This window comes from Natronomonas marina, assembly GCF_024298905.1.
In the GTDB taxonomy this organism is placed as follows: domain Archaea; phylum Halobacteriota; class Halobacteria; order Halobacteriales; family Haloarculaceae; genus Natronomonas; species Natronomonas marina.
Genome location: NZ_CP101154.1, coordinates 1,850,074 through 1,876,886 on the forward strand (window position 1 = coordinate 1,850,074; position 26,813 = coordinate 1,876,886).

Sequence of the window (26,813 nt, forward strand, 5' to 3'; positions counted from 1 at the left end):
ATGGCCGACTTCCAGGTGCCGCTCGGCGACGGAACGCTCGACGTGGCGCTGCCGGACTGTGCGGTGACCGTCGCCGACCCGCCGGGCGGCGAGGCGGTCGACGTCCGGGCGGCGGCAGAGGCGGCGCTGGCGGACCCCGCCGGACCGAAACTGACGGACCTGGTCTCGCCCGACGACACCGTCGCCATCGTCGTCACGGACGTCACGCGGGCGACGCCGGACGACGTCCTCGTCGACGCCCTCCTGTCGGAACTGCGGCGAGTCGGCGTCGTCCGCGAGCAGGTGACCGTCGTCATCGGCCTGGGGCTGCACCGCCCGATGACCGACGACGAACTGGCGGCGATGCTCGGCGAGCACGCCGACCTGGCGGTCAACCACGACCCCGACGACACCGTCGAGGTCGGCAGCGTCGACGGCACGCCGGTCGAGTTGCACCGCCGCGTCGCGCTGGCCGACACGGTGCTCTCGACGGGCATGGTCGAACCCCACCAGTACGCCGGCTTCTCGGGGGGCGCCAAGACCGTCGCCATCGGCGCCGGCGGCGAACCGCTCATCCGGGACACCCACGGGCCGGGGATGCTGGCCGACGAGGGGGTCCGGCTGGGCCGGATCGAGGACAACCCCTTCCGGGAGGCCGTCGACGAGGCGGGCGACGCCTGCGGCCTGGCGTTCTGTCTCAACGTCACGCACGGCCCGGAGGGCATCCTCGACGTGGCTGCGGGCGACCCTCGTCTCGTGGTGCGCGAACTGGCCGACAGCGCGCGCGAGGCGCTGTCCGTCGCGGTCGACGACGGGTTCGACGCCGTCGTCGCCGGCGTCGGCGCGCCGAAGGATGCCAACCTCTATCAGGCGACGCGAGCGGCGACCTACGTCGTCCTCGGGGCGCACGATCCCCTCCGCGAGGGCGGGCGGGTCGTGATTCCCGCCGAACTCCCGGAAGGGGCCGGCGAGGGAACCGGCGAGCGGCGCTTCTACGAGCGGCTCTCGGGCGCTGACAGCCCCGGGGCGCTGTACGACGAGATGCGTTCGGGCTACGAACCGGGCGCCCAGCGGGCGTTCGTCGTCGCACGGGCGCTCCGGGATCACCCGATCTACGTGACGAACAGCGGGGCGCCCGGTGTCGTCGAGGAGTGTCTGATGACGGCCCGCGACTCCGTCGAGGCGGCCGTCGACGCCGGCAGCGACGTGCTGGTCGTTCCGGACGCGCTGAACACGCTGCTGGTCTGAACTCAGTCCGAACTGGAGTTTGCGGTCGGGGCGTTCGCTTTCAGGCGGTCGTCTATCTCCTCTTTCAGTTCCTCGCGGCGGCGGCGGTCGGCGACCCGGCCGTGGACGAGTTCCAGCAGGTCGTACTCCGAGAGCAGGTCCCGTGCCGTCCTGCGGTCGACGTCGAGGTCGGTCTGGACGTCGTAGAGCGTGTCGGCCCCCTCGACGGCCTCCCGGAGAGTCGTCGCCGTCACCCCCTCCGGAAGCGAGTCGTCGACCGCCGGGAGCCGTGTCCGGTCGGCCGAGGCGTCCTCCGGGACCGCGGACGGTTCCGTCCCGTTCGTCCCAGCGGCCGGTTTCCCGCCGGCCGTCTCCTCGTCGGTCGGGTCGCCGTCGCTCGTCCCCTCGTCGGCCGGCGAACTGTTTCCGGGGTCGTGGATTCCCCGGTCCATCATCCACCGCCGGACCGACTGTGCGCTCACCTCGACGCCGAGCGCCTCGCGCATGTCGCCGAAGGAGTCGTGACTGTCGTACACCTCCCGCAGGACTTCGCGGTCGTAGTCGGGGCCCGCGGGACCGTGTGTCTTCGTCCGGTGGATTCGCATCCCGTGTTCGCTGTCGAAATCGGCATCGCATCCCTCGACATTACACACGACGGGGGCCGACCCCTCCGTCGCAGCGTCATCGTTTTCAGGCGAGTCACTGGACGCCGACCCGGAGATGGATGCACCGTCTTTCGTTCCGGCGTTCCCCTCGGTCGTAACATCCGTTGGCTCATCTCCCCGACGGTCTCGGATCGAAGAGTCGTCCGGGGTCGTGGTTTCGTCGGTATCCCTATCAGCGGCGTCCTCGTCGGTAGCCAAACCGGAGTCGGTTGCCGACTGGGACGAACCGATCTCGGCGCTCGGGTCAGCGGGTATCCGCACCCGGATATCGGCGACGAACTCCCCCGTTTCAAAACCGTTCGGCGTCGCTTCTACTACCTCGGCGCTCGTCCCCTCGATCTCGTCCACCACATCGGCCAGGTTCCGAAGTGAGTCCCCGACTTCCATCTTCGAGAGACAGTCTATGTTAGCAGGTGTATAACGCTATCGCCTAGCATAGATTTCCGTGTCAGTCATCGGTTCCGACGGGAACGCTCTCGTCGTCGATTTCGGCCATCACGCGGTCGTGGAACTCCTGGAGAACGGCGGACTCGTCCTCCGCGAGGACGACGTCGCTGGCCATCAGCGTCGCCAGGCCGAACGCCCGGGGGGTCGGCGAGTCGACCCGCTGGACGGCGACGTCGATGTCGCCGGCCGCGACGCCGGCGACGAACGTCTCGACGGCGCCGACGTCGAGTTTGTCCTCGAGTATCTCCCGGTAGGTCTCCTCTAACACCGAGAAGTCGGTCTTCTCCTCGGCGAACCCCAAGAGCATCTCGCTGGAGACCTGCTGCTGGCTGGCTGACTTCTCGTGGCCCTTGTACCGCTTCAGTATCATCAGCGCCCGCGTGGCGTTGATGCGGAAGTACCGCTTCAGGAGGTCGGTGCCGTCCAGCGCGGCCCGCAGGTCACCCCGGACCGCCGTGGGGTCGACGTCCTCGAGGAGTCCCCCGAGGTCGACCTTCCGGTTCAGCGGCATCGACAGCGTGAAGCCGTGGTCGGCGACGGCCACCTTCACGTTGGTGTTCGCCGCCTGCGCACAGCGGTACGCCAGGAGCCGCGAGAGACCGTCGTTGAACTGCCGGCCGTAGTTGGCGTGGACGTAGTAGTTGCGCCGGTAGGCCTCGCGGTCGAGTTCGACCTCGATGGCCAGCCGGCGGTCCGTCGAGACGCTCTCGGGACCGGCGTACCGGACCTGGGCGTCGAAGGCCCGGGTGATGGCGCGGACGGTGTTCTCGTCGAGCGGGAACTCCCGGAGCCACCGCCGGACCGCCGGCGGCCCGCCCGTGTCGAGACGATCCAGCAGTTCGCGCTGGAAGGACAGTATCTCGCGGCCGAGGTCGTACGACAGCGGCAGTCGCTCGGAGAACCACGACGGAACCGTCGGCCGGGCGCTGGTCGGGTCGACGTACACCTTCGACCCGCGCCGGTAGCGGTACTCGTAGCGGGCCCCCCCGAGGACGAACACGTCGCCGCTCTCTAAGGTGTCGAGGTACTCCTCGTCGAGCTGGCCGACCCACTCCTCGCCCGAGCGAGTGAACACGTCACAGCTGAACGAGTCGGGGATGGTCCCGATGTTGGTCATGTAGATGACGCGAGCCAGCCGGCCGCGCTTGCCGACCAGCGGCGTCCCGGGGTCGAAGTCGTCGTAGTGGTGCTCGCCGCCCGGCGGGTCGTTGTCATCGCGCCAGACCTTCGCGTAGACGTTCCGGTCCTCCATGCCCTCGTAGTCTGCGGTCAGGTACCGGAACAGCCGCTCGAAGTCGCCGTCGTCGTAGGTCCGGTAGGGGTAGGCCCGACGGAGAATGGCCCGAACCTCGGCCTCGGGTCGCGGACCGTTGATGGCCATCCCGTAGACGTGCTGTGTGGCGACGTCGTCGGCCTTCGCGGGGACGAACACGCGGTCGACGAACCCCTTCTCGGCCTTCCGAAGCATTACGGCACACTCGACGAGTTCGTCGCGGTCCAGCGCGACGACGCGACCCTTGACCGTCTCGCCGAGCTGGTGGCCGGCGCGGCCGACCCGCTGCAACAGTGCGGCGACGGACTTCGGGGAGCCGACCTGCACCACGCAGTCGATGTACGGCATGTCGATGCCGAGTTCCAGCGACGTCGAGGTAGTCACGACGTCGAGTTCGCCGGCCTTGAGCCCCTCCTCGATTTCGGTCCGGCGGGACTTCGACAGCGAGCCGTGGTGACAGCCCGAGTTCGACTCGTCGTACTCGCCGCGCTCCCGGAGGTTGTGCAGGACGCGCTCGGCGCCGGACCGCGTGTTCGTGAACACGAGGGTGTTGGTGTGGTCGGCGACCAGGTCCGTCAGTCGGTCGTAGAAGCGGTCGGTGACCACCTCCCGAGGCGTGTCGATCAGGTCGTCCGTGGGACAGGACAGCTCGACGTCGAACTCCCGGACGAACCGGGCGTCGACGACGTCGTAGTCGCGGGGCGTCCACTCGCCGTCCTCGCGGCGGCCGCCGACGAGGAACTCCCCCATCGTCTCCAGCGGCTCGACCGTCGCCGAACAGCCGATCCGGGTCGGCGACGTCTCGCACATCGCCTCCAGTCGCTCCAGCGAGACGGCGAGGTGGGTGCCGCGCTTGTTGTCGGCCAGCGAGTGTATCTCGTCGACGATGACGTACTCGACCGATTCGAGTTTGCGCTTGAACTTCGGGCTGTTGAGCAGGATGGCCAGCGTCTCCGGCGTCGTGTTGAGGATATGCGGCGTCTCCTCTAACATGCGCTGGCGGTCGCTGTCGCTGGTGTCGCCGTGCCGGATGGCGTGGCGGAGTTCGACGGACTCGTCGCGGGCCTCGAGTTTCTCGGTGATGCCCTCGAGCGGTTCGGACAGGTTCCGGTGGATGTCGTTGGCCAGCGACTTCAGCGGCGAGACGTACAGGCAGTAGACGCCGTTCTCGAGGCCATCCTCGCTCCGCGCCCGCTCGAAGAGGTCGTCGACGATGGCACAGAAACTGGCCTGGGTCTTCCCGCTGCCCGTCGGCGCACAGACGAGCGTGTTCGTCCCCTCGTCGATGCGAGGGATGGCGCCCTTCTGTGGCGGGGTGAACAGCCCGCCGTTCTCCGGGACGAACGCCCCGAACGTCTCCACCCACCACTCCCTGACGGCGGGCGAGAGCCGGCAGAACGCCTCGGCGTCGTCGAGTTCGACTGCGTCGGCGTCGTACTCGAAGTCCCGCCCCGAGAGCAGTTCCCGGACGGCGGCCTCGGCGTCCGCCGGCGTCCCCGAATCCATCGGCTGTAGGTTGGGGTCCCACCGGCAAGTGGGTTTGGCTCGCGGTCGTTTCGTTCCTGGCGGACCGATTCCGAAACCGTCTTTGTTGACTGACCAGTCAGTCAATGCAGTGACGGAACTGACCGACGATTCCGGGGGGACGGACGCTGCGGACGACGGCGACCGGACGGTTGTCGCCGCGGTCATCGCCAGCACCTTCTTCGTCGGTTTCGGCGGCGGCGTCGTCTTCCCGATCCTGCCGAACCTGGGTGCCGTCCTCGGTATCTCGCCGTTCCTCGTCGGCCTCATCCTCAGTGCCAACCGTTTCACCCGCCTGTTTGCGAACGCCCCGGCGGGGATCGTCGTCGACCGCGCCGGCACGCGGACCCCGTTCGTCGTCGGCCTGCTGATCCAGGGCGTTGCGACCGCGGGCTACATCGTGGCCGTCGACTCGGCGACGCCGGCGGCGTGGTTCCTGCTCGCCCGGTTCGCCTGGGGGGTCGGCAGCGCGCTCGTCTTTGCGACCGCCTACACCATCGCCGCCGACGTCAGCGACGGGGGCACCCGCGGCACCAACATGGGCCTGATCCGCGGCGGCGTCATCTTCGGGTTCCCCTCCGGGCTGGTCGTCGGCGGCGTCGTCAGCGAGTTCTACGGCACGGTCGCGGCGTTCGTGGTGGCGACGGTCTTCGCGCTGTTTGCGAGTCTGCTGGCGTATTTCGCCGTCCCGGAGACCCACCTCGACGGCGGCCCGCGCCGGTCGGTCAAGCCCTGGGATGTCGACACGTCGGTGCCCGCCGTGACCGTCGGGCTGGTCAACTTCACCGTCCTCTTTGCGTACATCGGCGTCATCTTCGCAACGCTCGTGCTCTTTCTGGATGTCAACGACCTCAGCGTCTTCGGGCTGGACGCCCAGGGCTCGTCGGGCGCCTTCATGGCGGTGACCGTCGTCTCCGCCGCCGTCTTCATGTTCCTCAGCGGCTACGCCAGCGACCGGCAGGGCTCGCGGATGCCCGCACTGCTGGCCTTCCTCCTGATAACGTTCGTCGGGCTGGTGCTGTTCGCGGCGGCCGACACGGTGCCGACGCTCGCGGTCGCCTGCGTGCTGGTCGGGGCGGGACAGGGCGGCACCAGCGGCCCCCTGATGGCGCTGTTGGCCGATCTGACCCCGGACGGCCGGATGGGCCGGGCGGTCGGCACGACCAACGTCTTCGGCGACATCGGTGGCGGTCTCGGGCCGATGATATCGCTGCCGCTGGTCGAGATCGTCGGTTTCTGGCCCGTCTACGCCGCCTGTGCCGTCCTGCCGCTCGTCGCCGGAGGCGTCCTCGTGGTCGGCGTCTACCGCGAAACCGGCGAGTTGCTGCCGGGCGTGGATTCGTCGCCCCCCGACGCCGAAGCCGGGGAATCGATCGACTGACCCCGTCGTCCGCCGGGATCAGTCCGTGGCGACGACCAACACGCAGGCGACCAGACTGGCGAGCGCGAACAGGTAGAGGCTCCGACTGACGACGGCTGGCGCACCCAGCGTCCCGGCGAGCGCCCGGCCGACGAGGGTCGCGATAGCGAGGACGAGCAGGCCGACGACCCGCCGCCGTGCCGATTCGGACATCGTCGTCATCCCGACCGACCTCGTCGTGCCATACCCGTTCGGTCTCCCCCCGCAGACACAACGCTTTCCCTTCGGTTCCCCGGCGCGGTACCGACGACCCCGTCGCGCCGTCGTTTGCCGGTGGAAGGTTTAACCGTCCGCTCCCACCACGTTGGCCCATGATTTCGGACCCGAGGTGGGCCCGGTGAGCGACCGACCGCTGAGCTTCTGGGCCTGGGGGTACGAGGACCGCCTCCCGGACGACGACGAGCGCCGCGAACTGGCCGACCGCATCGAGGGCATGCTGGGGTTCCCCGACCTGTCCCTCATGGAGTACCCGACGCTCGAAGACGTCGAGATGCCCGCTCCCTCCCTGGCGGCCCCATCGAGCCTGAGCGACGTGGTGACGGCCGACCGGCGCGCCCGGGCCAGCCACACATACGGGAAGGGGTACCGGGACATCGTCCGTGGGTTCCACGGCGACTTCGCTTCGGCCCCGGACCTCGTCGCCCGCCCGCGAGACGAGGCCGATGTCGAGGCCGTCATCGAGTGGGCAGCGAGCGAGGGGGTCGCGGTCGTCCCGTACGGCGGCGGAACGAGCGTCGTCGGCGGCGTCGAGTGCGGCGGCGACGGCTACGCCGGCGTCGTCTCGCTGGACACCCGCGAGATGAACCGCGTCCTCGAGGTCGATACCTACTCCCGGAGCGCGAAGATACAGGCGGGCGCCACCGGTCCCGAAATCCAGGCACAGCTGGCCGACCACGACCTCCAGCTACGGCACTACCCCCAGTCCTACGAGTTCTCCACGTTCGGCGGCTGGGTGGCGACACGGGCGGGCGGCCACTTCGCAACGCGGTACACCCACATCGACGACTTCGTCGAGTCCGTGCGGGCCGTCACGCCGGCCGGCGCGCTGGAGACACGTCGGCTCCCCGCCTCGGGTGCCGGCCCCGACCCGAACCGCTTCCTGCTGGGCAGCGAGGGTGCCTTCGGCGTCATCACGGAGGGGTGGACCCGGGTCCAGCCCCGGCCGCCGCACCGCGCCCGGGCGACCGTCCGGTTCGACGACTACTTCGACGCCGTCGAGGCGACCCGCGAGATCGTCCAGGCGCGGCTCTACCCCGCGAACTGCCGGCTGCTCGACAGCAACGAGGCGATGCTCAACGAACTGGCCTTCGACGGCAGCCACCTGCTCGTGCTCGGCTTCGAGTCGACCGACCACCCCGTCGCCGACGACCTCGACCGCGCGCTGGACATCGCCGCCGAGTACGGCGGTCGCTGTCCCGACGGCCCGACTATCGAGGACCGAACGAGCGGCGACACCGAGGAGAACCGCGAGGACACCGACGAGGGTTCCTGGCGGGACTCCTTCTTCGAGGGGCCGTACCTGTTCAACGCCCTGGTGTCGATGGGCGTGCTGGTCGACACCTTCGAGACGGCCGTCACCTGGGAGAAGTTCTCCGACCTCCACGAGGCGCTGCAGGAGAACGTCGTCGGAGCCATGCAGGAGGCGTGTGGCGCCGGCTTCATGTCCTGTCGCTTCACCCACGTCTACGAGGACGGACCGGCCCCCTACTACACGCTGGTCGCGCCCGCCGACGTGGGCAACGAACTCGAACAGTGGCGGGCCATCAAGCGGGCGGCCTCCGACACCCTGATGGAGCACGGCGCGACCATCACCCACCACCACGCCGTCGGCCGCGTCCACCGCGAACACTACCACGAGGAGGCGCCCGACGCCTACCTGGAGGCCCTGCGGTCGATGAAGCGGACGCTGGACCCCGAGGGCGTCATGAATCCCGGCGCGCTCCTGTGAGCGTAGGTTTACAACGCCCCGCTGGGAACCTCACCCCGAATGGAGGGCGTCCTGTGGTATCTGCTCGCCAGTTCCCGCGGCGGGTCGACGCGAGCCCGGATCATCCGCGCGCTCGAGGAGCGGCCACGGAACCCGAACCAGCTCGCCGAGAAGCTTGGAATGGACTACACGACCATCAGACACCACCTCGACGTCCTCGTCGAGAACAACGTCCTCCGGCGGTCCGGCGACGAGTACGCGGCCGTCTACCTGTTCACCGACCGGACCGAGGCGCACTGGGAGACCGTCGAGGAGGTCCTCGAGACCGTCGAGGGCGACGAGTAGGAATGTTGGACGAACTTTGGACAGGACATATACCGGCGGGGTCGCTATGGGGTGTCGATGGACGTCTGGCTCGGCGCCGCCCGCGCGGCGGCCGCCCTCAACGTGGTGCTCCTCGTGGGTCTCGGCTACGTCTGGCTGGACAATTACCGGGAGCACCGGGCCAGACATACGCTCGGACTGCTCGTCTTCGCGGTGCTGCTGTTCGTCCAGAACGTCCTGTGGCTGTACTTCTACGTCCTGCACCCCGACTTCATCGCGTGGTTCGTCAACTCCGGAACCGACGTCCGGGCCGGCGTGACGCTGCTGTGCGGACTCGAACTGGGCGCCCTCGTCTTCCTCGGCCGGATCACGTTCACCTGAGCCAGCGAATCTCGGACGAAGTTTGGACCCAGTTCGGAAAACCCTCATCACTCGACGAGCCGACGGGACGTTCATGCCACTCACACGACGGCGGCTCGTGGGCACGGCGGCGGCCGTCGCGGTCGCCGGCTGTCTCGGGAACGGAAGCGGCAACGGCGACGAGGAGCCGACCCCGACGGCGACACCGACAGACGCGTCCGGGGACCCGACGCCGACCGACGCCGCGGTACCGACCACGGTCGGGGTCCGGAGCCACGACGAGTTCGGCGACGTGCTCGTCGGCCCCGAGGGGATGACGCTGTACATGTTCGAGCAGGACACGCGCGGCGCCGGGGAAAGCACCTGCACGGGTGGGTGTGCGGACACCTGGCCGCCGTTCACGGCGACGGGCGGCGTCGAGGCCGGCGACGGCGTCACCGCCGACGTCACCACCTTCGAGCGGGAGAGCGGCGACCGACAGGTGGCGGCCGACGGCTGGCCGCTGTACTACTACGCCAGCGACGAGGAACCGGGCGACGCCAGCGGCCAGGGCGTCAGCGGCGTCTGGTGGGTACTCGCACCCGACGGGGCGGTGGTACGGCCCGACTCGACCTCGACGCCCTCCCCGACGCCGACCGCAACCGACGGCAACGACGGTGGCGATGGCGACGGCGGCGACGGCGACGGCGGGGGCATCTACGGCTACTGATCCGTCGCGGCGACCGCCAGTGACCAGATTCTTGTCAGTCGGATTCGAACTTCGGGGCGAGATGAGCCGTCCAGTCAGAATCCTCAGCGGACTGCTGCGAACCGTCGCAACGTTCCTCGTGTTGATACTGCTGGCCATCGTCGCCTTCTACGTGACCGTCTTCGTGGTCTCGACGGGCGCGGAACTGGCCGGCTACGACCCCAGTGGTGACTTCGTCGTCCTGTCGGCGGCACTGCTGGTCATCGCGGCGCTGTTCGGCGGGCTTCCCATCGCGCGACGGCCCCCGGAGGACCCCGAGACCGGCGACCAGGGCTACGGCTTCCAGTAGTCAGTCGAACCGGTCGAGGACGTCGCCGAGGTCGGCGCCCTCGCTCTCGCCCGGCAGGATGTCCCCGAGACCGGCGCCGAACGAGCCGGCGGTCCATACGACTGACACCCGACACACCGTCAGGAACGGTCGGGAGGCGTCGAGCCGTCCCCACAGCGCCATCGTCGCGGCGGCCATCAGGAACGCTATCGTCAGGACGCCGGTCAGCCGGCGCGGAACTACGCCGAAGAGGTACGTCACCTCGACGTCCCGGAACTCCGCGTAGTAGAGCAGACCCGCCGTCACGACGGTCACGAAGGCGACGTTGCCGAGGAAGTACACCGGCAGGCCGTAGACGAACCCGGTGGCGAAGTGCTCGCCGATGTCGAGGACGCCCCCCTCGACGACCAGGGGCAGCGAGAACAGCGTCGACCCGACGAACGCCTCGGCCACGTCCCTCGTGGTGTAGGAACGGATGTGCTCGCCGACGCCGCCGACGGCCCGCCGTTCGAGTCCGTACAGCCCCGCGCCGAGGCTTCGAATCCGGCTGGCTATCCGCCGTTCCTCCGGCGAGGAGACCGACGACTCGAGACGCTCGAGTTCCTCGACGACCTCGGCGGCGGTGGTCCCGCCGTCCCCTCCCTCCTCGTCGGCTTCGTCGGCCACGACCGGACATCGTGGACCGTCCGCTTAGGACTGTCGCCCCCTTTCGTGGACCACAACGCTTGAGCCGCTGCCGGTATCAGGTGCTGACATGGTACTGAAGTTCGCCCGCGAGCACCCGCTGGCGACGGTCGTCCTGGGCGGGGCCGGACTCGTCGGCGCCGCGACCCTCGTCGACTCCCGCATCGACCCCACCGAGTGGCACCCGCCGGAGCCGCCCGAGATGACCGGCGCGTTGGCGCCGAACCGGGAACTCGCCGGCGCCGAGACCGTCGTCACCTGCGAGGGCCCCGAGGACGTCGCCTTCGACGACGACGGCCGGCTCTACACCGGCACCGAGGACGACGATATCGTCCGAACCGTCGAGCCGGTCGACGCCACCACGACGGACGTCGACCTCGAGCGGTTCGCAACCGTCGACGGCCGGCCGCTCGGAATGACGTTCGACGGCGAGGACCTGCTGGTGTGTGCGACCGACGCCGGCCTGCAGTCCGTCGGGCCCGACGGCGAGGTGACCACGCTCTCGGCCCGGGCCGACGGCCAGTCCATCGCCTTCGCCGACGACCTCCACGTCACCGACGACGGCACCGTCTACTTCAGCGACGCGACCGTCCACGACATCTTCCAGGACGAACTGTTCGAGTTGCGTGACACCGGCCGGCTCCTGGCGTACCACCCCGACAGCGGCGAGACGACCGTCGAACTCGACGGACTCGGCTTCGCCAACGGCGTCTGTCCGCACGCCGACGGCGAGTCGCTGCTGGTGACCGAGACCTCCCGCTACCGGGTGACCCGGTACTGGTTCGACGGCGACCGCGCCGGCGACGCCGAGCGGTTCGCCGAGAACCTCCCCGGCTACCCGGACAACGTCGAGGTCGCGGACGACGGCACCCACTGGCTGGCGATTCCGACGCCGCGCGACGAGACCCTGGACGGTCTCCATCCCCGACCGTGGCTGAAGCGCCAGCTCGGCAAGCTCCCGACGGCCGCGATGGAGCAGATAAACGGCGACCCCTACGGACTCGTGTTGCGCCTCGACGAGAGCGGCGAGGTGATCGAGAGCCTCCACGACCCCGACGGCGGTGTCTTCGGCGTCACGTCGGCGACGCCACACGGGGGGGCGCTGTACCTCGGGTCGCTGTTCGGCCAGCGCGTCGTGCGGTACGACCTGGACTGACGGCCGGGACGCTCCAGTTTCACCCCGCTCTCGCAATCTTATAGACGGCGGCCCGCCAACGGCCGCCATGGCGCGGCTTCCGGGCGTCGAGACGCCCGACCGAGTGGTCTGTCACGTCGACGTGGACTGCTTCTACGCCGCCTGCGAGCGGCTCCGGGAGCCCGACCTGGCGGGCGAGCCGGTGGTCGTCGGGATGGGCTACGAGGCCGGCGAGGCACACGGAGCCGTCGCCACCGCCAGCTACGAGGCCCGCGAGTACGGTGTCGAGTCCGCGATGGCCATCTCGGAGGCGCTGGAACTGCTGCCGCGGCGGGCGACCGCCGACGACCCCGAAGACACCGGCGTCTACCGCCCCGTCGACATGGAGTACTACGAGTCCGTCAGCGAGGCGGTGCAGGCCGTCCTCGACGCGGCCGGCGAGACCGTCCGGAACGTCTCCATCGACGAGGCGTATCTCGATCTGGGCGACCTCGCGTGGGACGACGCGGCGGCGTTCGGCCGCCGACTGAAGGCCGACATCGAGGCGGCGGCCGGCGTCGTCGCCTCCGTCGGCATCGCGCCGAACATGACGACCGCGAAACTCGCCTCCGACGCCGAGAAACCGGACGGACTCGTCGTCGTCCCGCCCGGCGAGGTCCGGGCGTTCCTCGATCCGATGGACGTCGCGGACCTCCACGGCGTCGGCCCGGTCACCGCGCGCGAACTGCGGGCGATGGGCCTGGAGACGGCCGGCGACGTCGCCGCCGCCGACGAATCGGCGCTGGTCGACGCCTTCGGCGAGCGCGGCCGGGACGTCCACGCCCAGGCCCGCGGCGAGGACGACCGCGAGGTCGAGCCGACGGGCCGCTCGAAGAGCCTCTCCAGCGAGTCGGCCTTCGTCGAGGCGACCGACGACCCCGAGGAGAAACGCGAGCGGGTCCGGGCGCTGGCAGCGGAGGTGGCCGACCGCGCTACCGCGAAGGGCGCCCTCTACAAGACCATCGGCATCAAGGTCGTCGAACCGCCCTTCGACGTCAACACCCGGGCGCGGTCGCTGTCGGGGCCGGTCGACGACCCCGACCTCCTCGAGGGCGTCGCCCTCGATTTGCTCTCGGAGTTCGAGGAGACGACCGTGCGGAAACTCGGCGTCCGGGTGTCGAAGCTCTCCTTCGCCGACCGCCGGCAGGCCAGCCTCGACGCCTGGGAGGGCGAGAGCGACGGCGATTGCGAAGGGAGTGGCATCCGGCGGCGCTACCGCCGGGACTCCGGGGGGCAGGTCGACCTCACGGAGTTCGAGTAGCCTTTTGTCGCTGGCCCCCCAACCCCGGGTCGTGAACCACCTCGCCGTCGCGGGCGACGAGCGGTGGCGGCTCGCGCCGCACGCCCACGTCATCGTCCACGAGACCAGCGACGGCAACGAGTTCATCACCATCTACGACTGCGGGGCCGCCCAGAAGCCGCCCGCCGCGAAACTCATCGGCAACCTCGTCCGCGTCGACGCCGACCACGAACTGCTCGACCAGCCGACCGGCTACATCGCAAAACTCCGCGAGGAGTCCGTCCTGATACGGCAGGACGAGAACCACTGGGTCATCCGGGCGGACGGGTAGCGCGCCGGCCCGCCGGGCGACCGGGGGCCACAGCCTCATTACCGACCGCGGCGAGGCGCCGGCATGGGAATCGACGAGACCGCACGCCTCGAGAACTCGACCGTCGGCGACGCCGAAATCCGGGAGTACGTCACCGTCCACGACTCCGACGTCGACGACGGCGTCCGCATATACGAGCGGACCTCGGTGAAGAAGTCCGATATCGCGGGTCCGACCGACGTCAACGCCAACGCCTACGTCGAGAACGCACGCCTCGAACCGGAAGTGCAGGTCGGCCCGAACGCGGCCGTCGTCGGCGTCACTCACGACATCGACGAGGCGGGCATGGAGTTCCGCAACGACGTTTTCGACGAGGTCGTTCTCGAGGCGGGCGCGTTCGTCGGGGCCGGCGCTGTCGTACTGCCGGGGGTCACGGTCGGCGAGGACGCCGTCGTCGGTGCTGGCGTGACCGTCGAGGAGAACGTTCCGGCCGGGACCGTCGTCCGGGGGGGTCGACGAGACGACGGCGCATGACGACCGTCTGACTGACAACTATGTGCGGCGCGCCTCTCCAGTCCGCCAATGGGCGAGGACAAGGAGACGATTGCCATCGGTGAGGTGAGTCGCGGTGAGGACGCCGGCAGCCCGGTCGAACTCCCGGTCGTGGACGTACTGACCGGCCGCTCGTTCGTCACCGGCAAGAGCGGTAGCGGCAAGTCCAACTCCGCGAGCGTCATCTGCGAGAAGTTGCTCGACCAGGGGTACGGCATCCTCATCGTCGACATCGACGGCGAGTACTACGGGCTGAAGGAGGAGTACGAAATCCTCCACGTCGGCGCCGACGAGGAGTGCGACCTGCGGGTCAACGTCGAGCACGCCGAGAAGATTGCCGAGTTGGCGCTCGAACAGAACGTCCCCATCATCCTCGACGTCTCCAGTTTCCTCGACGAGTCCGAGGCGCGCGAACTGCTGACCGAGGTGACGAAACAGCTGTTCGCAAAGGAGAAGAAGCTGAAGCAGCCGTTCCTGATGCTCGTCGAGGAGGTCCACGAGTACATCCCCGAGGGCGGCGGCATGGACGAGTGCGGCCGGATGCTCATCAAGGTGGGCAAGCGGGGCCGCAAGCACGGCCTCGGCATCGTCGGCATCAGCCAGCGACCGGCGGACGTCAAGAAGGACTTCATCACGCAGTGCGACTGGCTCGTCTGGCACCGCCTGACCTGGAACAACGACACCAAGGTGGTCGGCCGCATCCTCGGCAGCGACTACGCCGACCACATCGAGGAGATGGACGACGGCGAGTGCTTCCTGCAGACCGACTGGGACGAGGCGGTCCGGGTCGTCCAGTTCGAGCGCAAGCGGACCTTCGACGCCGGCGCGACGCCCGGTCTCGACGACTTCGAGCGACCCGAACTCAAGAGCGTCAGCGGCGACCTGCTGGGCGAACTCGAGGAGATCACCGAGGCCCAGGAACAGCGGGAGAACCGCATCGCCGACCTGGAGCGGGAACTCGAGAAGAAAGAGGAGCGTATCCGCGACCTGGAACGACAGCTCTCGGAGGCCCGTGACCTCAAGCAGATGGCCGACCGCTTCTCGCGGGCGATGATGGAGCAGGTGACGGGCCGGCCGCTGTCGGCCGCCCCCGGCCGGCAGAGCGAACTCGAGGAGGCCGCGACCGGCCCGGTCCGCCGGGACCCCGAACTCGAGGCCGAACTGGAGGCCATCCAGAGCGGCGACCAGGAACCGGCGTCGACGCCGGTACCCGACGCGAGCGAGTCGTCGGGCGGAAACGAGGAGACGCCGGAGGAGACCGTCGAGGAAGCGACGGAGACTACCGACGAGACCGACGACGGGGACGACCTGCTGGACCAACTCGCCGGCGTCGACGGTCCCGACGTTGCGGAATCCTCCGAAGAACCCGAATCGTCGGTCGATTCGTCGTCCGACGCCTCGACGGGGCGCGATCCCGAGACCGACCCCGAACCGTCGACCTCGGCGACCGGCGAGGACGACGACGCGCCGCCCGTCGGCGAGTCCCTGACCGACCGGTTGCGGCGGGAAATCGCGGCCCTCGAGGACGTCGAGCGAGCGATGCTCAGACACTACCGCGAGTACGGGCCGGCGACGCCGCAGGCGGCCCACGCCGCGGCCGGCGGGTCCGGCGACCGCACGGCCGCGTACGCCGCCAACCGGTCGCTGCGGCGGCGCGGTCTCGTCGAACACGCCGCGACCGGCAGCCACGAGTACGCCCTGCCCGCGCTCGTCGCCGAGGAGTCCGTCGACCCGCTGTCCATGGACGATGGAATCTCCGAGACAGAGCGGGACCGCATCGTCCGGGCCGTCGAGGCGTCGTTCGTCGAGGACGTCGAGGCGCCGCTGTCGACGCCGGACGAGGAGACGGGCGGGACTGGCGATCCCGGGGAGACCGCCCCGGGCGACGAAAGCGAGGGCGCCGGCGCCTGGCCGGAGGCCTGAGGCGGGGCGCTACGCCAGCGGTTCGACCAGCGCTTCGAGAGCGGCGCGGGGATCGTCGGCCTTGGCGACGCCGGAGGCCAGCAGGACGCCCTCGGCGCCCAGTTCCGCCGCCGCCGCGAGGTCCTCCCCGGTCGAGATGCCCGCGCCACAGAGGACGGGCACGTCGCCGACGGCCGCCGCAGCCTCGACGGAGTCGGTGACGACCTCGGGGTCGGCCTTCGAGACGGGCGTGCCGGTGCCGATGAGTGCCGGCGGTTCGACGGCGACGGCGTCGGGTTCCAGCGCCGCCGACGCGGCGATCTGTTGGGGATTGTTCGCGCAGACGACCGTCTCCAGGCCGGCCCGCTCGGCCGCCCGGAGGCTACCGTCGATATCGGCGAGTTTGCGCCGGCGCTCGGAGTGGTTCAGGAGCGTCCCGGCGGCGCCTGCCTCGGCGGCCGCCTCCGCGAGCGTCGACCCCGTGTGAGAGCCGTGCTCGACGGGCGAGATGTCCTGGGCCCACGTCTCGACGCCGGTGTCGGCGACCGACGCGAGGTGGGCCGCCTGCGGCGCGACCGCGATGCGGACGCCGGTGTCGTTTGCGACCGCCGCCGCGGCGTCGGCGACCGCGACGGGGTCACAGGGGTACGCCTTCAGATTGACGAGGACGAACATGGGCGAGAGGCGTGGTCCCGGGGGGAAATAGCTACCCTTTCGGGACAACGTCTTTTATCCCGGGACCGACAGAAGGTGTGTGGACAGACGAACCGCCCTGACCGTGCTCGCCGGTGCCGCCGCGGCGACGGCCGGCTGTGGGTTCGTCGAGCCCGAACCGACCGGTGGCGGCGAGGAGACCCCGCCGCCGCCGGCCGAGGACCCCGACCGCCAGGTCGCCGACTCGGTGCCGGCGTCGCGCCGCTTCAGTCCCGCTGCGACCGCCGACAGCGGCCTGACGCTGGAGGCGCTCGGCTGGCACGGCCACGACCGCGTCCGGTACGCTCCCGACGACGGCGACGGCTTCAAGTTCTACGAACCGCCGGAAGGGTGGGTCCTCGCCTACGACTTCGCGCTCTCGAACCGCGGCGAGGAGCCGCTCGATGCCGTCACCGACTACGAGTTCGTTCTCCGGGTCGACGGCGCCGAGTACGACCACCGCCACGCCCTCGGCGACGTCTCGCTGTCGCAGGTCAACCAGCCCGACGGCGAGGCCGAGATTCGGCGGCTGACGTGGTACTCGGAACTCGACCCCGGCGAGCGCAAGCGCCTCCAGCTGGTCTTCGAGGCCTCGAAGGCCCCCGACGCAGCCCACTACCTGGTGTGGTACCACGGCGGGCAAATCGAGGGCGCGGACGCGCCGGCCTACCTGCTGCCGGAGGGGTAGTCAGCGTGCGTCCTCGAGGTCGACGAAGGCGTCGCTGTCGGCGCTCAGCCATGTCGACATCCGCGCGACGGAGGAGATTCCCGGCGGGTATATCGTCCGGCGGTCGGGGTCGCCGTCGTACCTGACGAGGCTGGATTCGAGCGTTATCGGTGGCCGGCGAGCGTCCGTCGCCGGTTCGTCGCCGGCGGCGTCCGCGTCCTCGCCCGTGGTTGTCATCGTCGGAGCGATGAATCGACCGGGGGAAAACCGTTGCTAGTGGCCGTCCGGGGGACTCCATAGGGCTCCCGAGACCTCACAACCACGTCGCCCGCATGGCGTCGAGCGAATCGGCGACCGTCTCCATGCCGTCGACGACGGCGTCGGCCTCGTGGAGGACGGCCCGGAGCGCCAGCGCCTCGGCGGTGGGAGCGTCGTCGAACGCCATCCGGAGGGCGGCCCGTCTGGTGTCGTCGCACTCGCTTTCGAGTTCGCGGACCCGCTCGATGGAGTCGACCCCGGCGTCGGTGTCGCCGCCGGTCGCCAGGGCCTCGACGTAGGCGGTCGTCGCGGCCGCCAGCGCGTCGAAAGCCCGGATTGCGGTCTCGGCCATCCGGCGGAGCGCCTCCCGGCACCGCGCGCTCAGTGCGGGCTCGATGGTCGCCAGTTCGGTGGCGACCCGCTCGGCCCGGTTAGCGACGCCGTCGATGGCCGCGACCAGCGAGAGGAACTGCCCCGCCGGGTAGAAGAACGCGTCGGCGGCCGCCGACTCGCTGACGGCGACCCGGAGTTCGCGCGCTGCCTCGTTGCAGACCGACTCCTGGGCCGCGAGACCCGCGACTCGCTCGGAGAAGACAGCCGGATCGGTCCGATAACTGTCGACGATGCTCGGTAGCGACTCGACGCACTCGCGTACCTCCGCCAGGAACAGTTCCGTCCGCCCCTGGACGACGGCGACGGCCGCCGGTTCGTGACCGGACATGGGCGTCCCGAGTCCGCGGACGACCATCACGGCTGCTATGAGCGGGTCGTTCGACGACGTTCGTGACTGTTTCTCACACCTATCCCGGCGGGGACCGACGCATACAGGGACGACGAGTCCCAAGCGGCGTCCATGACGGGACGCCGCGTCTGGGTGTCGGTCGAGGGCGAGCCACGGCTGGGAACGGTCGTCGAGCGGACCTACACGCCGAAGAAGGGGTCGGAGCTGCTGGCGGTCGAGTTGGACGAACCCGCGGACGGAACCGAGAAGGTGGTCGTCAATCCGGCCGTCGATGACGTGCTGTTCGAGAGCTAGTCCTTCCGCTTGACGACGTCGCCCAGCGTGGTGCCGCCGGTGGACGAGTCGCTCGACCACTCGCTGTCGTCGCCGCCGCCGCCCTCCGACAGCGAGATGCCAAGCGCCTTCTCGAGTTTCCGCTGGACCTTGTCGCTCGGGAGGACGTCGCCCCGCTCGAGTTTGCGGATGAGACTCGCCTTCTCGTTGAGCTGTTTGGCGAGTTCCTCCTGGGTGAGGCCCTCGCTCTCGCGGGCGTTGCGGATGCGCTGGTCGTAGTCGGGAACGACCTCGTCCATCTCGTCGAACATGTCGCGGCGACTCCCGCCGCCACCGCCACCGCCGCCAGTGCCGGACGAGCCGCCGCTCGAGGCGGACGAAGACGACGAGGACGAAGAGGAGGTCGAGTACTTCGTCGACGTCGACGAGGTGTCCTGCGTCTGGACCTCCGTGCCGAAGTCGGCGCAGTCGTCGCACACCTCGAGTTCCGCACCCTCGATTTTGACCGTCTTCGGCGACCCCGTTTCGGCGCCGCACATCTCACACTGGACCATGTCCGACCCTTGCCGCTCGGGCGCAAAAGGGTTTCCCCGACTACTCGACGGCGGCCATCGAGTAGTAGAACCGCTGCAGCGCGGTCAGGTGGCCGACGACGGCGAGGAAGACGAGCAGCCAGCCGACGAGCGACAGGCCGGCCAGCGGCTCCCGGTAGACAGCGGCGACGGCGGTGACGCCGCCGATGGCGGCCAGGCGGTCGGCCCGGCCGACGACGCCGCCGTAGACGCGGTCCAGCCCGACCGCCTGCGCCTGCGTCCCGAGGTAGGAGGTCATCAGGACGCCCGTGACGGCCAGGAACCCGAGCAGGTAGCGGCCCGTGCCGGCGGCCAGGCCGGCCACGACCACGATGTCGGCGTAGCGGTCGATGACGTGGTCGAGCAGGTCGCCTGCCTTCGAGTCGGTGCCCTGCCGGCGGGCGAGGGCGCCGTCCAGCAGGTCCATCCAGCCGTTCAGGAAGACGAAGACGGCGCCGACGAGGTACATGAGCGGGTCGGGGCCGAACCCGGCGACGGCCTGCCCCGCGAGCGCGTAGGCGGCGCCGGCGGCGACGGCGAACCCGAACGCGAGGACGCTGACGCCGTCCGGCGAGAGACCGACCCGGTCGGCGGCGGTCACGAACGGGTCCAGCGCGCGCTCGGCGACCGGGCGGAGTCTGTCCAGCGTCATAGGTGGTCGGTGAAATCCACCTCCCCGGCCGACGGCTCGCGGCGCCCGGCAATCGCGGCCTCCAGGTCGGCGGCGACCGCCTCGGGCGAGCGGTCCGTCGTGTCTATCTCGTAGACCGAATCGAGACCGTGGGCGTCGACCGCCTCCGAGAGGACGACGTCCAGCGCCTCGGCCTCGGCGTTCTCCGTGGCCTTGGCCTCGCTCTCGCCGCGGTCGAGCAGTCGCTCGCGCAGTTCGGCCGGGCGACACCGCAACACCACCACCCGGTCGACGGCGAGGTGATGGGCCAGGTGCGACTCGACGAGGACGTCCTCGCGGTCGGCGAGGCGTGTCTCGACCGCCTCCAGGTCGGCGACCAGACTGTCCCGCTCGTCGTCCTCGCCGGTCGCCAGACCCTCCTCCCGGATCAGTTCGTTGAGGTGGACGACGTCGAGGTCGGTGTCGGCCCGGTCGGTGGCCGTCGTCTTCCCCGTCCCCGGGGTGCCGGTGACGGCGACCCTCATGCGACGTCGTTCAACACCTCCACGGCGCGTCGGGTCCCCTCGCGGGTCCCGCAGGTGACCCGGACGCACTCCGGCAGGCCGAAGGAGGTGGTGTCCCGGACGATGACGCCCTCGCGCTTTGCGGCCTCGGCGACCGCGGTGCCGTCCCCGACCTCGCAGAGGACGAAGTTGCCGGCGCTGTCGTAGGTCGGACAGGCCAGGTGCTCGTCCATGTACTCCCGAGCCCAGCGTGCGGTCTCGACGGTCCTCTCGACGTGGTGCTCGTCGTCGAGGGCCGCGAGGCCGGCCCGACAGGAGATCTCGGAGGCCGCGAACGGCGTGTTCACCCGGGCGTAGGCGTCGGCCCACGCCTCCGGGACGATGGCGTAGCCCAGGCGGACCCCGGCGAGGCCGTAGGCCTTCGAGAACGTCCGCAGGACCGCCACATCGTCGCGCTCCTCTACGAGGCCGGTCGCGGAGGGCCGGTCGGAGAACTCGCCGTAGGCCTCGTCGACCACGACGAGAGTCTCCTCGTCGGTCTCCTCGGCAATCGTCTCGACGGTCGACAGCGTCACCTCGCTGCCGGTGGGGTTGTGGGGACTCGTCAGGTAGACGATGCGCTCGCCGTCGTAGTGGGGAAGCACCGTCTCGGGCGTCTGGGCGAACTCGTCGGCCTTCTCGAGGGGGTAGGACTCGACGACGCCGTGGTGGTAGCGGGCGCTCATCGCGTAGTAGGCGAACCCGGGGGCGGGGACCAGGACTGCCTCGCCCGGCAGCAGCATCGCGCGAGCGAGGTAGTCGAGGGCGCCGTCGCCGCCGTTGGCGAGCCATATCTGGGACGGCACGACCGCCCACTCGTCGGCCAGCCGTTCCCGGAGGTCGGTCGCCGCCGACTTGGGGTAGGTGTGGGCCGCCGCCGCCGTCTCGCGTATCGCCTCGACGGCCGCCGGGGCCGGGCCGAACGGGTTCTCGTTGGAGGAGAGTTTCACGAGTTCCCCGGGGTCGAGCCCCAGTTCGCGGGCGACCTCCTCGACGCCGCGGCCGGCCTCGTAGGCGACGTGCGCCGACAGGTCCCGTGGTTGCATACGCGACTCTCTGGGCACGGCGGCATAAGTAGGCGTCCATCTCCTGCGAGACGCGGTAACGCTTTTCACCGATTCGGCCCTCGGTGGACGGGATGACGGAGTCACCCGGCCCGACCGACGAGGGACCGACCGTTCGCGTGGCAGTCGGTGGCCCAGACGCGGAAATCGACGGTCCCGACCACGGCGGCACGCTCCTCGAAACCGCACGCCAGCGGTCTGACCGGACGGAAGTCGTCGAGACGGGACTGACGGGCGCCGCCGGCGGGCCGCACGTCTTCGTGTCGGTCGGCGGCCGAACGGCACTGCACGGCGCCGTCACCGACGCGACAGTAACACGCATCGTCGACGCCTGCGAGCGCGGCGACCTGCCGGAGGGAGGCGTCGTAGCGACCGCAGAGGACGGCGAAGTTCCGTGGCCGTCGGCGGGACCGCTGTCGGCCGGGTGCCGCCGCGTTCTCGACGGCTTCGGGTGGCACCCGCCGGACGCCGTGGCCGACCCCGTCGCCCCGCGGGTCCGGGAGGACCCCGAGGCGGCGCTTGCGACCGCCCGCAAGGTCGGGTTCCGGGGGCGTGGGCGGGCCGACGTCACCGCCGACGAGGCCGTCGCGGACGCCTGGGAACGCGCCCGGAGTGCGGACGGCGAGGCGGTCGTCGTCGTCCACGCCAACGACGCCGACCCCGCCGCCCGCGCCGACCGGCTCTGCTGTGCGGCCGCTCCCGGACGGGTCGCGGACGCCGCCGACGCCGTCGCCGAGATCGTCGGCGCCGAGGACGTGGTCGCCTTCGCGCCGGCGTCGGACGGGACGCTCCGGGACCGACTCGCGGCGGTCGACGGCTGGGAGATCGCGACCGCCGAGGGGTCGTTCCGCGTCGGCGAGCCGACGATGGCGCTGGAGGCGCTGGAGGGCGCCGACCGGGTCGAGGCTCGCCGGCGTCCCCCCGGTCCAGAGGAGTGGGGACTGTACGGCCGCCCGACGCTGGTGCACACGCCACGGACGCTGCTGGGGCTGGCGGAGTTGTGGCGCGACCCCGGCGCCTTCGACGCCGGCGCGGTCGACCCCGGGACCCGCCTGGTCTCCGTCGGCGGCGACGTGCCGGAACCGGCCGTCGTCGAGGTACCGACCGACGCCTCGCTGTCGGTCGCGCTCGGCGCCGTCAAGACGCCCGAATCCCCCCGGTTCGTCGTCGGCGGACGGTTCGGCGGGCTGACCCGCTCGCTCGACGTGCCCGCGAGCGGACCGGCGCTCGCCGCCGCCGGTCTCGGCACCGAGGGCGTCCTCGAGGCCCTCGACTCGGAGCGGTGTGTCGTCGCGGCGGTCGGCGAGCGGGCCGCGTTCGCCCGCGAGGAGAACTGCGGCCGGTGCGTCCCGTGTCGGGAGGGGTCGAAACAGCTCCACGAGGCGCTGCGGGCGGTCTACGACGGGTCGTTCGAGGCCGACGAAATCCGGGAGTTGAGCCGCGTGATGGCGACCACGAGCCTCTGTGACTTCGGCGAGACGGCCGCGCGCCCGGTCCGGACCGCGCTCGCGGAGTTCGAAAGCGAGTTCCGCGCCCACGCGGAGGGGCGCTGTCCCGCGGGTGCCTGCGAGGGGCTGACATGAGCGCAGACGACAGCCCGACGCCGGGCGTGCCGGACCTCGACGTCGAGGACCCGCGGCCGTCAACGCCGCTGACGGAGGACTTCCGGACCGGGACGGCCAACGACCCCCCTCGCTTCGACGGGGACGAAGCAGCCACCCTCACCGTTGACGGCGAGACGATTGCGGTCCCGCCCGGTGGGACGCTACTGGACGCCGTCGAGGCCGCGGGCCAGGAGGTGCCGGCGCTGTGTCACTACGACCGCGAGACCGAGGCCGGCGAGGAGATAGGTCCCCGCTCGACCTGCCGGACCTGCACGGTCGAAGCCGACGGCGAACTCGTCGCCGCCTGCTCGACGCCGGCCGTTGACGGTGCCGTCGTCCGGACCGACGCCCCCGACGCCGAGACCGCCCGGAGCGTCAACCTCGACTTGGTCCTGTCGAACCACAACCTCCGGTGTACGGCCTGCGGGAAGAACGGCCGCTGTGAACTGCAGGACGCCGCAATCGAGGCGGGCGTCACCCACCCCCGGTACGGCGTCTTCGACGACCGCGGGGCGTACGAACCGCTCGACGCCACCTCGCCCATCAACGTCGACCGCAACAAGTGCATCCTCTGTAACCGCTGCGTCGAGGCCTGCAACGACGTCCAGGTCGAGGGCGTCCTCCGCGTCGAGGGGAGCGGCGAGGACACCCGCATCGGTTTCCAGACGGACGCCGAGACGATGGCCGACTCTACCTGCGTGACCTGCGGCCACTGCGCGACGGTGTGTCCGACGGGCAGCCTCGTCGAGGAGGGACTGGTCGACGCCACCACGATGCCGCTGCCGGGATTCAGCCAGCGCAACTCGGTCGGGTCGGTTCTCGAACGCGAGTCGACGGGGGCCGCGACCGGCGAGGACGCCGACCCCGGCGTGTCGGGATTCATGCGGCGGGCGAAGCGGCGGGCCGCCGACGGCGCGAAAGACGCCGGCAGCCGTGCGCTGCGGGCCGGCGAACACCTCGCGGAGGACGTCGCCGCGGAGGTGCTCTCGGAGGGCATCCTCTTCGGGGTCGCAACGCGGGTGGCCGACGCCCGCAAGCGGCGCATCGAGACGACCGAGACCACCTGCGGCTACTGCGCCGTCGGCTGTCGGTTCGACGTCCACTCGCGGGGCGAGGAGATCCTGGGCGTCCGGGCGACCGACCCCGACGCAGCGCCCGCGAACGACTTCTCGACCTGCGTGAAGGGGAAGTTCGGCTACGGCTTCGTCGAGCGCGACGACCGCCTGGAGACGCCACTCGTCCGGGAGGACGGCGAGTTGCGCGAGGCGACCTGGGAGGAGGCCCTCGACCGGGTGGCCGCCGAGTTGGGACGCCTCCGGCGGACGGGCGGCGCCGACTCGGTCGCGGCCTTCGCGTCCTCGAAGTGCACGAACGAGGACGACTACCTGCTCCAGAAGTTCGCCCGGACCGTGCTGGAGACGCCGAACGTCGACAACTGCGCGCGACTGTGTCACTCCTCGACGGTGGCGGCACTGCTGCAGACGGTCGGCTACGGCGCGATGTCGAACAGCATCGAGGACGTGGCGAACGCCGACGCCTACCTGCTGTCGGGGACGAACACCACCGAGTCCCACCCGGTGCTGGCGACGAAGATCAAGCGCAACGTCCGGGACGGCGCCGACCTCGTCGTCGTCGACCCCCGGAAGGTCGGAATCGCGGAGCACGCCGACCAGTACCTCCGCTCGACGCCGGGCTACGACGTCGCCTGGCTCAACGGGATGGCCCGTCATATCGTCGAGAACGGGCTCCACGACGAGACCTTCGTCGACGAGCACGTCCACCACTTCGACGTACTCTGCGAGAAGGTCGAGCCGTTCACGCCCGCCGAGGTCGAGCGACTGACCGGCATCGAACCCGCCGAACTGAAGCGGGCCGCAGAAACCGTCGCGTCGGCGGAGTCCGTCGTCTTCGGCTGGGCGATGGGGCTGACACAGCACAGCCACGGCACGAACAACGTCCTGGCGATGGCGAACCTCGCGCTGCTGACGGGCAACGTCGGGAAGCCGAACGCGGGGCTGTCGCCGTTCCGCGGGCACAACAACGTCCAGGGCGGGGGCGGCGACATGGGGACGCTGCCGAACAAACTGCCGGGCTACGGCGACGTGACCGACCCGGCGGTCGTCGACCGCTACGAGGCCGAGTGGGGCGTCCGGCCGCCCGAGGAGGTGGGCCTGAAGGTGACGGAGGTGTTCGAGGCCATTCACGACGGCGACCTCGACGGGCTGTTCGTGATGGGCGAGAACCCGGCGCTGTCGGAGCCGGACGTCGACCACGCCGAGGAAGCCCTCGAGGAACTGGAGTTCCTCGCCGTCGTCGACATCTTCGAGACGGAGACGACGGCCCACGCCGACGTGGTCCTGCCGGCGGCCTCCTTCGCCGAGAAGCGCGGCACCTTCACCAACACCGAGCGCCGCGTCCAGTTGGTCGACAGAATCCGCGACCCGCCGGGCGAGGCCCGCCCGGACTGGCGGGTCGTCCAGGCGCTCGCAAACCGGATGGGCGCCGACTGGGACTACGCCGACCCCGCCGAAATCATGGAGGAAATCGCCCGCGTCGCACCCATCTACGGCGGCATCAGCCACGACCGCCTGAAACGGGAGGGCGGCCTCCAGTGGCCCTGCACCGACGCCGACGACCCCGGGACCCGGTTCCTCTACGAGGATGGCTTCAACTTCGATGACGGACGCGCCCGGTTCGTCCCCGCGGACATGGGTCAGCCGGGCGAGTTGCCCGACGAGGAGTACCCGCTGACGCTGACGACCGGTCGGGTGCTGTATCACTTCCACACCGGGACGCTCACCCGCCGCGTCGACGCCCTGACCGACCACGTCGGCGAGAGCTTCGTCGAAATCCACCCCGAGACGGCCGTCGACCTCGGCATCGCCGACGGCGACACCGTCAGCGTCGCCTCCCGGCGCGGCGAGATAACGGTCCGGGCGTGGGTCACAGACCGCCCGGGCGAGGGCGTCGTGTTCGTGCCGATGCACTTCGCGGAGGGGGCCGCGAACGAACTCACCGGCGAGCACTACGACCCGACCAGCGGCATCCCGGAGTACAAGGTGGCGAGCGTCCGGGTCCGGCCGGTCGACGGTGAGACGCCGGCGACGGTGGCGACCGATGACTGATCGGGCCGGCGTCGTCGTCGCGGGCGGCCGCTCGACGCGGATGGGCGACCGGGAGAAGGCGGTCCTCAAGGTGGGCGGCCGCCCGCTCGTCGCCCGCGTCGCCGACGCGCTGGCCGCCGTCGCCGACGAACTGGTCGTCAACTGCCGGGCCGACCAGCGCGAGGCGATAGCTGCGGTCCTGGCGGACCGCGACCCTGCCTTCGCCATCGACGCCGACCCGGACCGCGGCCCCGTCGCCGGCGTCGAAACGGGACTCCGGGCGACCGACGCCGACTACGCCGCCGTCGTCGCCTGCGACATGCCGTTCCTCGATCCGGGCCTGCTGAGATACCTCTTCGAGCGGGCGGCCGGGCACGAGGCGGCCGTCCCGAAGCCAGCCGAGTGGTTCGAACCGCTGCACGCGGTCTACCGGCCGGAGCAGATGGCAGCGGCCTGCGAGAACGCGCTCGCCGAGGGGGAGCCCCGCCTCGTCGAGCCGGTGTTCTCGCTGGACTTCGAGGTCGTCGAGCGGGCGGACCTGCTTGCTCACGGCACGCTGGCCAGTTTCGAGAGCGTCGACACGCCGGCGGACCTGCGGGACGCGGCCGACCGGCTGGAGTAGTCCCGACCCGCCGGGGC

General features: G+C 70.5%; 28 protein-coding genes. 17 read left to right on the forward strand and 11 right to left on the reverse strand.

All coding sequences use genetic code 11. The features are described 5' to 3' along the window. Complete coding sequence (locus NLF94_RS09915; protein ID WP_254841308.1) at nt 1-1,227, forward strand: lactate racemase domain-containing protein; 1,227 nt, start codon at nt 1-3, stop codon at nt 1,225-1,227. A 2-nt stretch (nt 1,228-1,229) separates the two neighbouring features. Here the strand turns inward: NLF94_RS09915 and NLF94_RS09920 are convergent, their stop codons facing one another. Together NLF94_RS09920 and NLF94_RS09925 are read right to left on the reverse strand one after the other, a co-directional pair. Next, complete coding sequence (locus tag NLF94_RS09920; protein ID WP_254841309.1) at nt 1,230-2,258, reverse strand: DUF8073 domain-containing protein; 1,029 nt, start codon at nt 2,256-2,258, stop codon at nt 1,230-1,232. 61 nt (nt 2,259-2,319) lie between these two features. Then, a complete protein-coding gene (locus NLF94_RS09925; RefSeq protein WP_254841310.1) occupies nt 2,320-5,097 on the reverse strand; it encodes an ATP-dependent helicase in 2,778 nt (925 codons plus the stop codon). Nucleotides 5,098-5,215: 118 nt separating this feature from the next. Between NLF94_RS09925 and NLF94_RS09930 the strand changes: the two genes are divergently transcribed. After that, complete coding sequence (locus NLF94_RS09930) at nt 5,216-6,496, forward strand: MFS transporter (RefSeq protein ID WP_434085396.1); 1,281 nt, start codon at nt 5,216-5,218, stop codon at nt 6,494-6,496. 18 nt (nt 6,497-6,514) lie between these two features. On the opposite strand, the gene NLF94_RS09935 is transcribed toward NLF94_RS09930, so the two are convergent. Next, complete coding sequence (locus tag NLF94_RS09935; protein ID WP_254841312.1) at nt 6,515-6,688, reverse strand: hypothetical protein; 174 nt, start codon at nt 6,686-6,688, stop codon at nt 6,515-6,517. 184 nt (nt 6,689-6,872) lie between these two features. On the opposite strand from NLF94_RS09935, the gene NLF94_RS09940 reads away from it, so the two are divergent. The 5 genes from NLF94_RS09940 (at nt 6,873) to NLF94_RS09960 (ending at nt 10,183) form a co-directional block, all read left to right on the forward strand. Further along, on the forward strand, nt 6,873-8,483 hold the full coding sequence (locus tag NLF94_RS09940; protein WP_254841313.1) for an FAD-binding oxidoreductase: 1,611 nt from the start codon (nt 6,873-6,875) through the stop codon (nt 8,481-8,483). Between the two features lie 39 nt (nt 8,484-8,522). Continuing rightward, the gene (locus NLF94_RS09945) at nt 8,523-8,807 is read left to right on the forward strand and encodes a winged helix-turn-helix domain-containing protein (protein WP_254841314.1); all 285 of its coding nucleotides are present in this window, start codon (nt 8,523-8,525) and stop codon (nt 8,805-8,807) included. Between the two features lie 57 nt (nt 8,808-8,864). Continuing rightward, entirely contained in the window at nt 8,865-9,167 is a 303-nt protein-coding gene (locus tag NLF94_RS09950; protein WP_254841315.1) for a DUF8036 family membrane protein, read from the forward strand. Between the two features lie 73 nt (nt 9,168-9,240). Then, on the forward strand, nt 9,241-9,855 hold the full coding sequence (locus tag NLF94_RS09955; RefSeq protein ID WP_254841316.1) for a COG4315 family predicted lipoprotein: 615 nt from the start codon (nt 9,241-9,243) through the stop codon (nt 9,853-9,855). Between the two features lie 61 nt (nt 9,856-9,916). After that, a complete protein-coding gene (locus tag NLF94_RS09960) occupies nt 9,917-10,183 on the forward strand; it encodes a hypothetical protein (RefSeq protein ID WP_254841317.1) in 267 nt (88 codons plus the stop codon). On the opposite strand, the gene NLF94_RS09965 is transcribed toward NLF94_RS09960, so the two are convergent. Further along, complete coding sequence (locus NLF94_RS09965) at nt 10,184-10,828, reverse strand: hypothetical protein (protein ID WP_254841318.1); 645 nt, start codon at nt 10,826-10,828, stop codon at nt 10,184-10,186. It abuts the gene before it with no gap. Between the two features lie 88 nt (nt 10,829-10,916). Between NLF94_RS09965 and NLF94_RS09970 the strand changes: the two genes are divergently transcribed. From NLF94_RS09970 to NLF94_RS09990, 5 genes are all read left to right on the forward strand, one after another. Beyond that, on the forward strand, nt 10,917-12,002 hold the full coding sequence (locus NLF94_RS09970) for an SMP-30/gluconolactonase/LRE family protein (protein ID WP_254841319.1): 1,086 nt from the start codon (nt 10,917-10,919) through the stop codon (nt 12,000-12,002). Between the two features lie 67 nt (nt 12,003-12,069). Further along, nucleotides 12,070-13,281, forward strand: coding sequence for a DNA polymerase IV (gene dinB, locus NLF94_RS09975; protein WP_254841320.1), 1,212 nt, complete (start codon nt 12,070-12,072; stop codon nt 13,279-13,281). Nucleotides 13,282-13,312: 31 nt separating this feature from the next. Further along, the gene (locus tag NLF94_RS09980) at nt 13,313-13,591 is read left to right on the forward strand and encodes a hypothetical protein (RefSeq protein WP_254841321.1); all 279 of its coding nucleotides are present in this window, start codon (nt 13,313-13,315) and stop codon (nt 13,589-13,591) included. 63 nt (nt 13,592-13,654) lie between these two features. Then, nucleotides 13,655-14,104: an acyltransferase gene (locus NLF94_RS09985; RefSeq protein ID WP_254841322.1), complete on the forward strand. Its 450-nt coding sequence runs from the start codon at nt 13,655-13,657 to the stop codon at nt 14,102-14,104. 48 nt (nt 14,105-14,152) lie between these two features. Beyond that, the gene (locus NLF94_RS09990) at nt 14,153-16,045 is read left to right on the forward strand and encodes an ATP-binding protein (RefSeq protein WP_254841323.1); all 1,893 of its coding nucleotides are present in this window, start codon (nt 14,153-14,155) and stop codon (nt 16,043-16,045) included. A 9-nt stretch (nt 16,046-16,054) separates the two neighbouring features. On the opposite strand, the gene tpiA is transcribed toward NLF94_RS09990, so the two are convergent. Further along, nucleotides 16,055-16,699, reverse strand: coding sequence for a triose-phosphate isomerase (tpiA, locus tag NLF94_RS09995; RefSeq protein WP_254841324.1), 645 nt, complete (start codon nt 16,697-16,699; stop codon nt 16,055-16,057). Between the two features lie 79 nt (nt 16,700-16,778). Between tpiA and NLF94_RS10000 the strand changes: the two genes are divergently transcribed. Continuing rightward, a complete protein-coding gene (locus NLF94_RS10000; protein ID WP_254841325.1) occupies nt 16,779-17,405 on the forward strand; it encodes a hypothetical protein in 627 nt (208 codons plus the stop codon). Here the strand turns inward: NLF94_RS10000 and NLF94_RS10005 are convergent, their stop codons facing one another. Together NLF94_RS10005 and NLF94_RS10010 are read right to left on the reverse strand one after the other, a co-directional pair. Continuing rightward, the gene (locus tag NLF94_RS10005) at nt 17,406-17,621 is read right to left on the reverse strand and encodes a DUF7511 domain-containing protein (RefSeq protein WP_254841326.1); all 216 of its coding nucleotides are present in this window, start codon (nt 17,619-17,621) and stop codon (nt 17,406-17,408) included. A gap of 76 nt (nt 17,622-17,697) precedes the next feature. Beyond that, complete coding sequence (locus tag NLF94_RS10010) at nt 17,698-18,390, reverse strand: DUF47 domain-containing protein (RefSeq protein ID WP_254841327.1); 693 nt, start codon at nt 18,388-18,390, stop codon at nt 17,698-17,700. Nucleotides 18,391-18,495: 105 nt separating this feature from the next. Between NLF94_RS10010 and NLF94_RS10015 the strand changes: the two genes are divergently transcribed. Beyond that, entirely contained in the window at nt 18,496-18,678 is a 183-nt protein-coding gene (locus NLF94_RS10015) for a hypothetical protein (RefSeq protein WP_254841328.1), read from the forward strand. Here the strand turns inward: NLF94_RS10015 and NLF94_RS10020 are convergent. Genes NLF94_RS10020 through hisC form a run of 4 tightly spaced genes read right to left on the reverse strand, consistent with a single transcriptional unit; the run spans nt 18,675 to nt 21,448 of the window. Next, nucleotides 18,675-19,211 (reverse strand): multiprotein bridging factor aMBF1, encoded by a 537-nt coding sequence (locus NLF94_RS10020; RefSeq protein WP_254841329.1) that lies wholly within the window; start codon nt 19,209-19,211, stop codon nt 18,675-18,677. The genes NLF94_RS10015 and NLF94_RS10020 overlap by 4 nt on opposite strands. Before the next feature lie 40 nt (nt 19,212-19,251). Continuing rightward, nucleotides 19,252-19,881: a CDP-alcohol phosphatidyltransferase family protein gene (locus NLF94_RS10025; RefSeq protein ID WP_254841330.1), complete on the reverse strand. Its 630-nt coding sequence runs from the start codon at nt 19,879-19,881 to the stop codon at nt 19,252-19,254. Next, on the reverse strand, nt 19,878-20,384 hold the full coding sequence (locus tag NLF94_RS10030; RefSeq protein ID WP_254841331.1) for an adenylate kinase family protein: 507 nt from the start codon (nt 20,382-20,384) through the stop codon (nt 19,878-19,880). Before NLF94_RS10030 ends, NLF94_RS10025 begins: the two co-directional genes overlap by 4 nt. Next, nucleotides 20,381-21,448, reverse strand: coding sequence for a histidinol-phosphate transaminase (gene hisC / locus NLF94_RS10035; RefSeq protein WP_254841332.1), 1,068 nt, complete (start codon nt 21,446-21,448; stop codon nt 20,381-20,383). The genes NLF94_RS10030 and hisC overlap by 4 nt, the downstream gene beginning before the upstream one ends. A 92-nt stretch (nt 21,449-21,540) precedes the next feature. Here hisC and NLF94_RS10040 point away from each other — a divergent pair, with 92 nt between their 5' ends. The 3 genes from NLF94_RS10040 to NLF94_RS10050 are packed head-to-tail and all read left to right on the forward strand — an operon-like array spanning nt 21,541 to nt 26,796. Then, the gene (locus tag NLF94_RS10040) at nt 21,541-23,049 is read left to right on the forward strand and encodes an NADH-ubiquinone oxidoreductase-F iron-sulfur binding region domain-containing protein (RefSeq protein WP_254841333.1); all 1,509 of its coding nucleotides are present in this window, start codon (nt 21,541-21,543) and stop codon (nt 23,047-23,049) included. Next, a complete protein-coding gene (gene fdhF / locus NLF94_RS10045) occupies nt 23,046-26,195 on the forward strand; it encodes a formate dehydrogenase subunit alpha (protein WP_254841334.1) in 3,150 nt (1,049 codons plus the stop codon). The genes NLF94_RS10040 and fdhF overlap by 4 nt, the downstream gene beginning before the upstream one ends. Then, a complete protein-coding gene (locus NLF94_RS10050) occupies nt 26,188-26,796 on the forward strand; it encodes a molybdenum cofactor guanylyltransferase (protein ID WP_254841335.1) in 609 nt (202 codons plus the stop codon). The genes fdhF and NLF94_RS10050 overlap by 8 nt, the downstream gene beginning before the upstream one ends. Nucleotides 26,797-26,813: the final 17 nt, after the last annotated feature.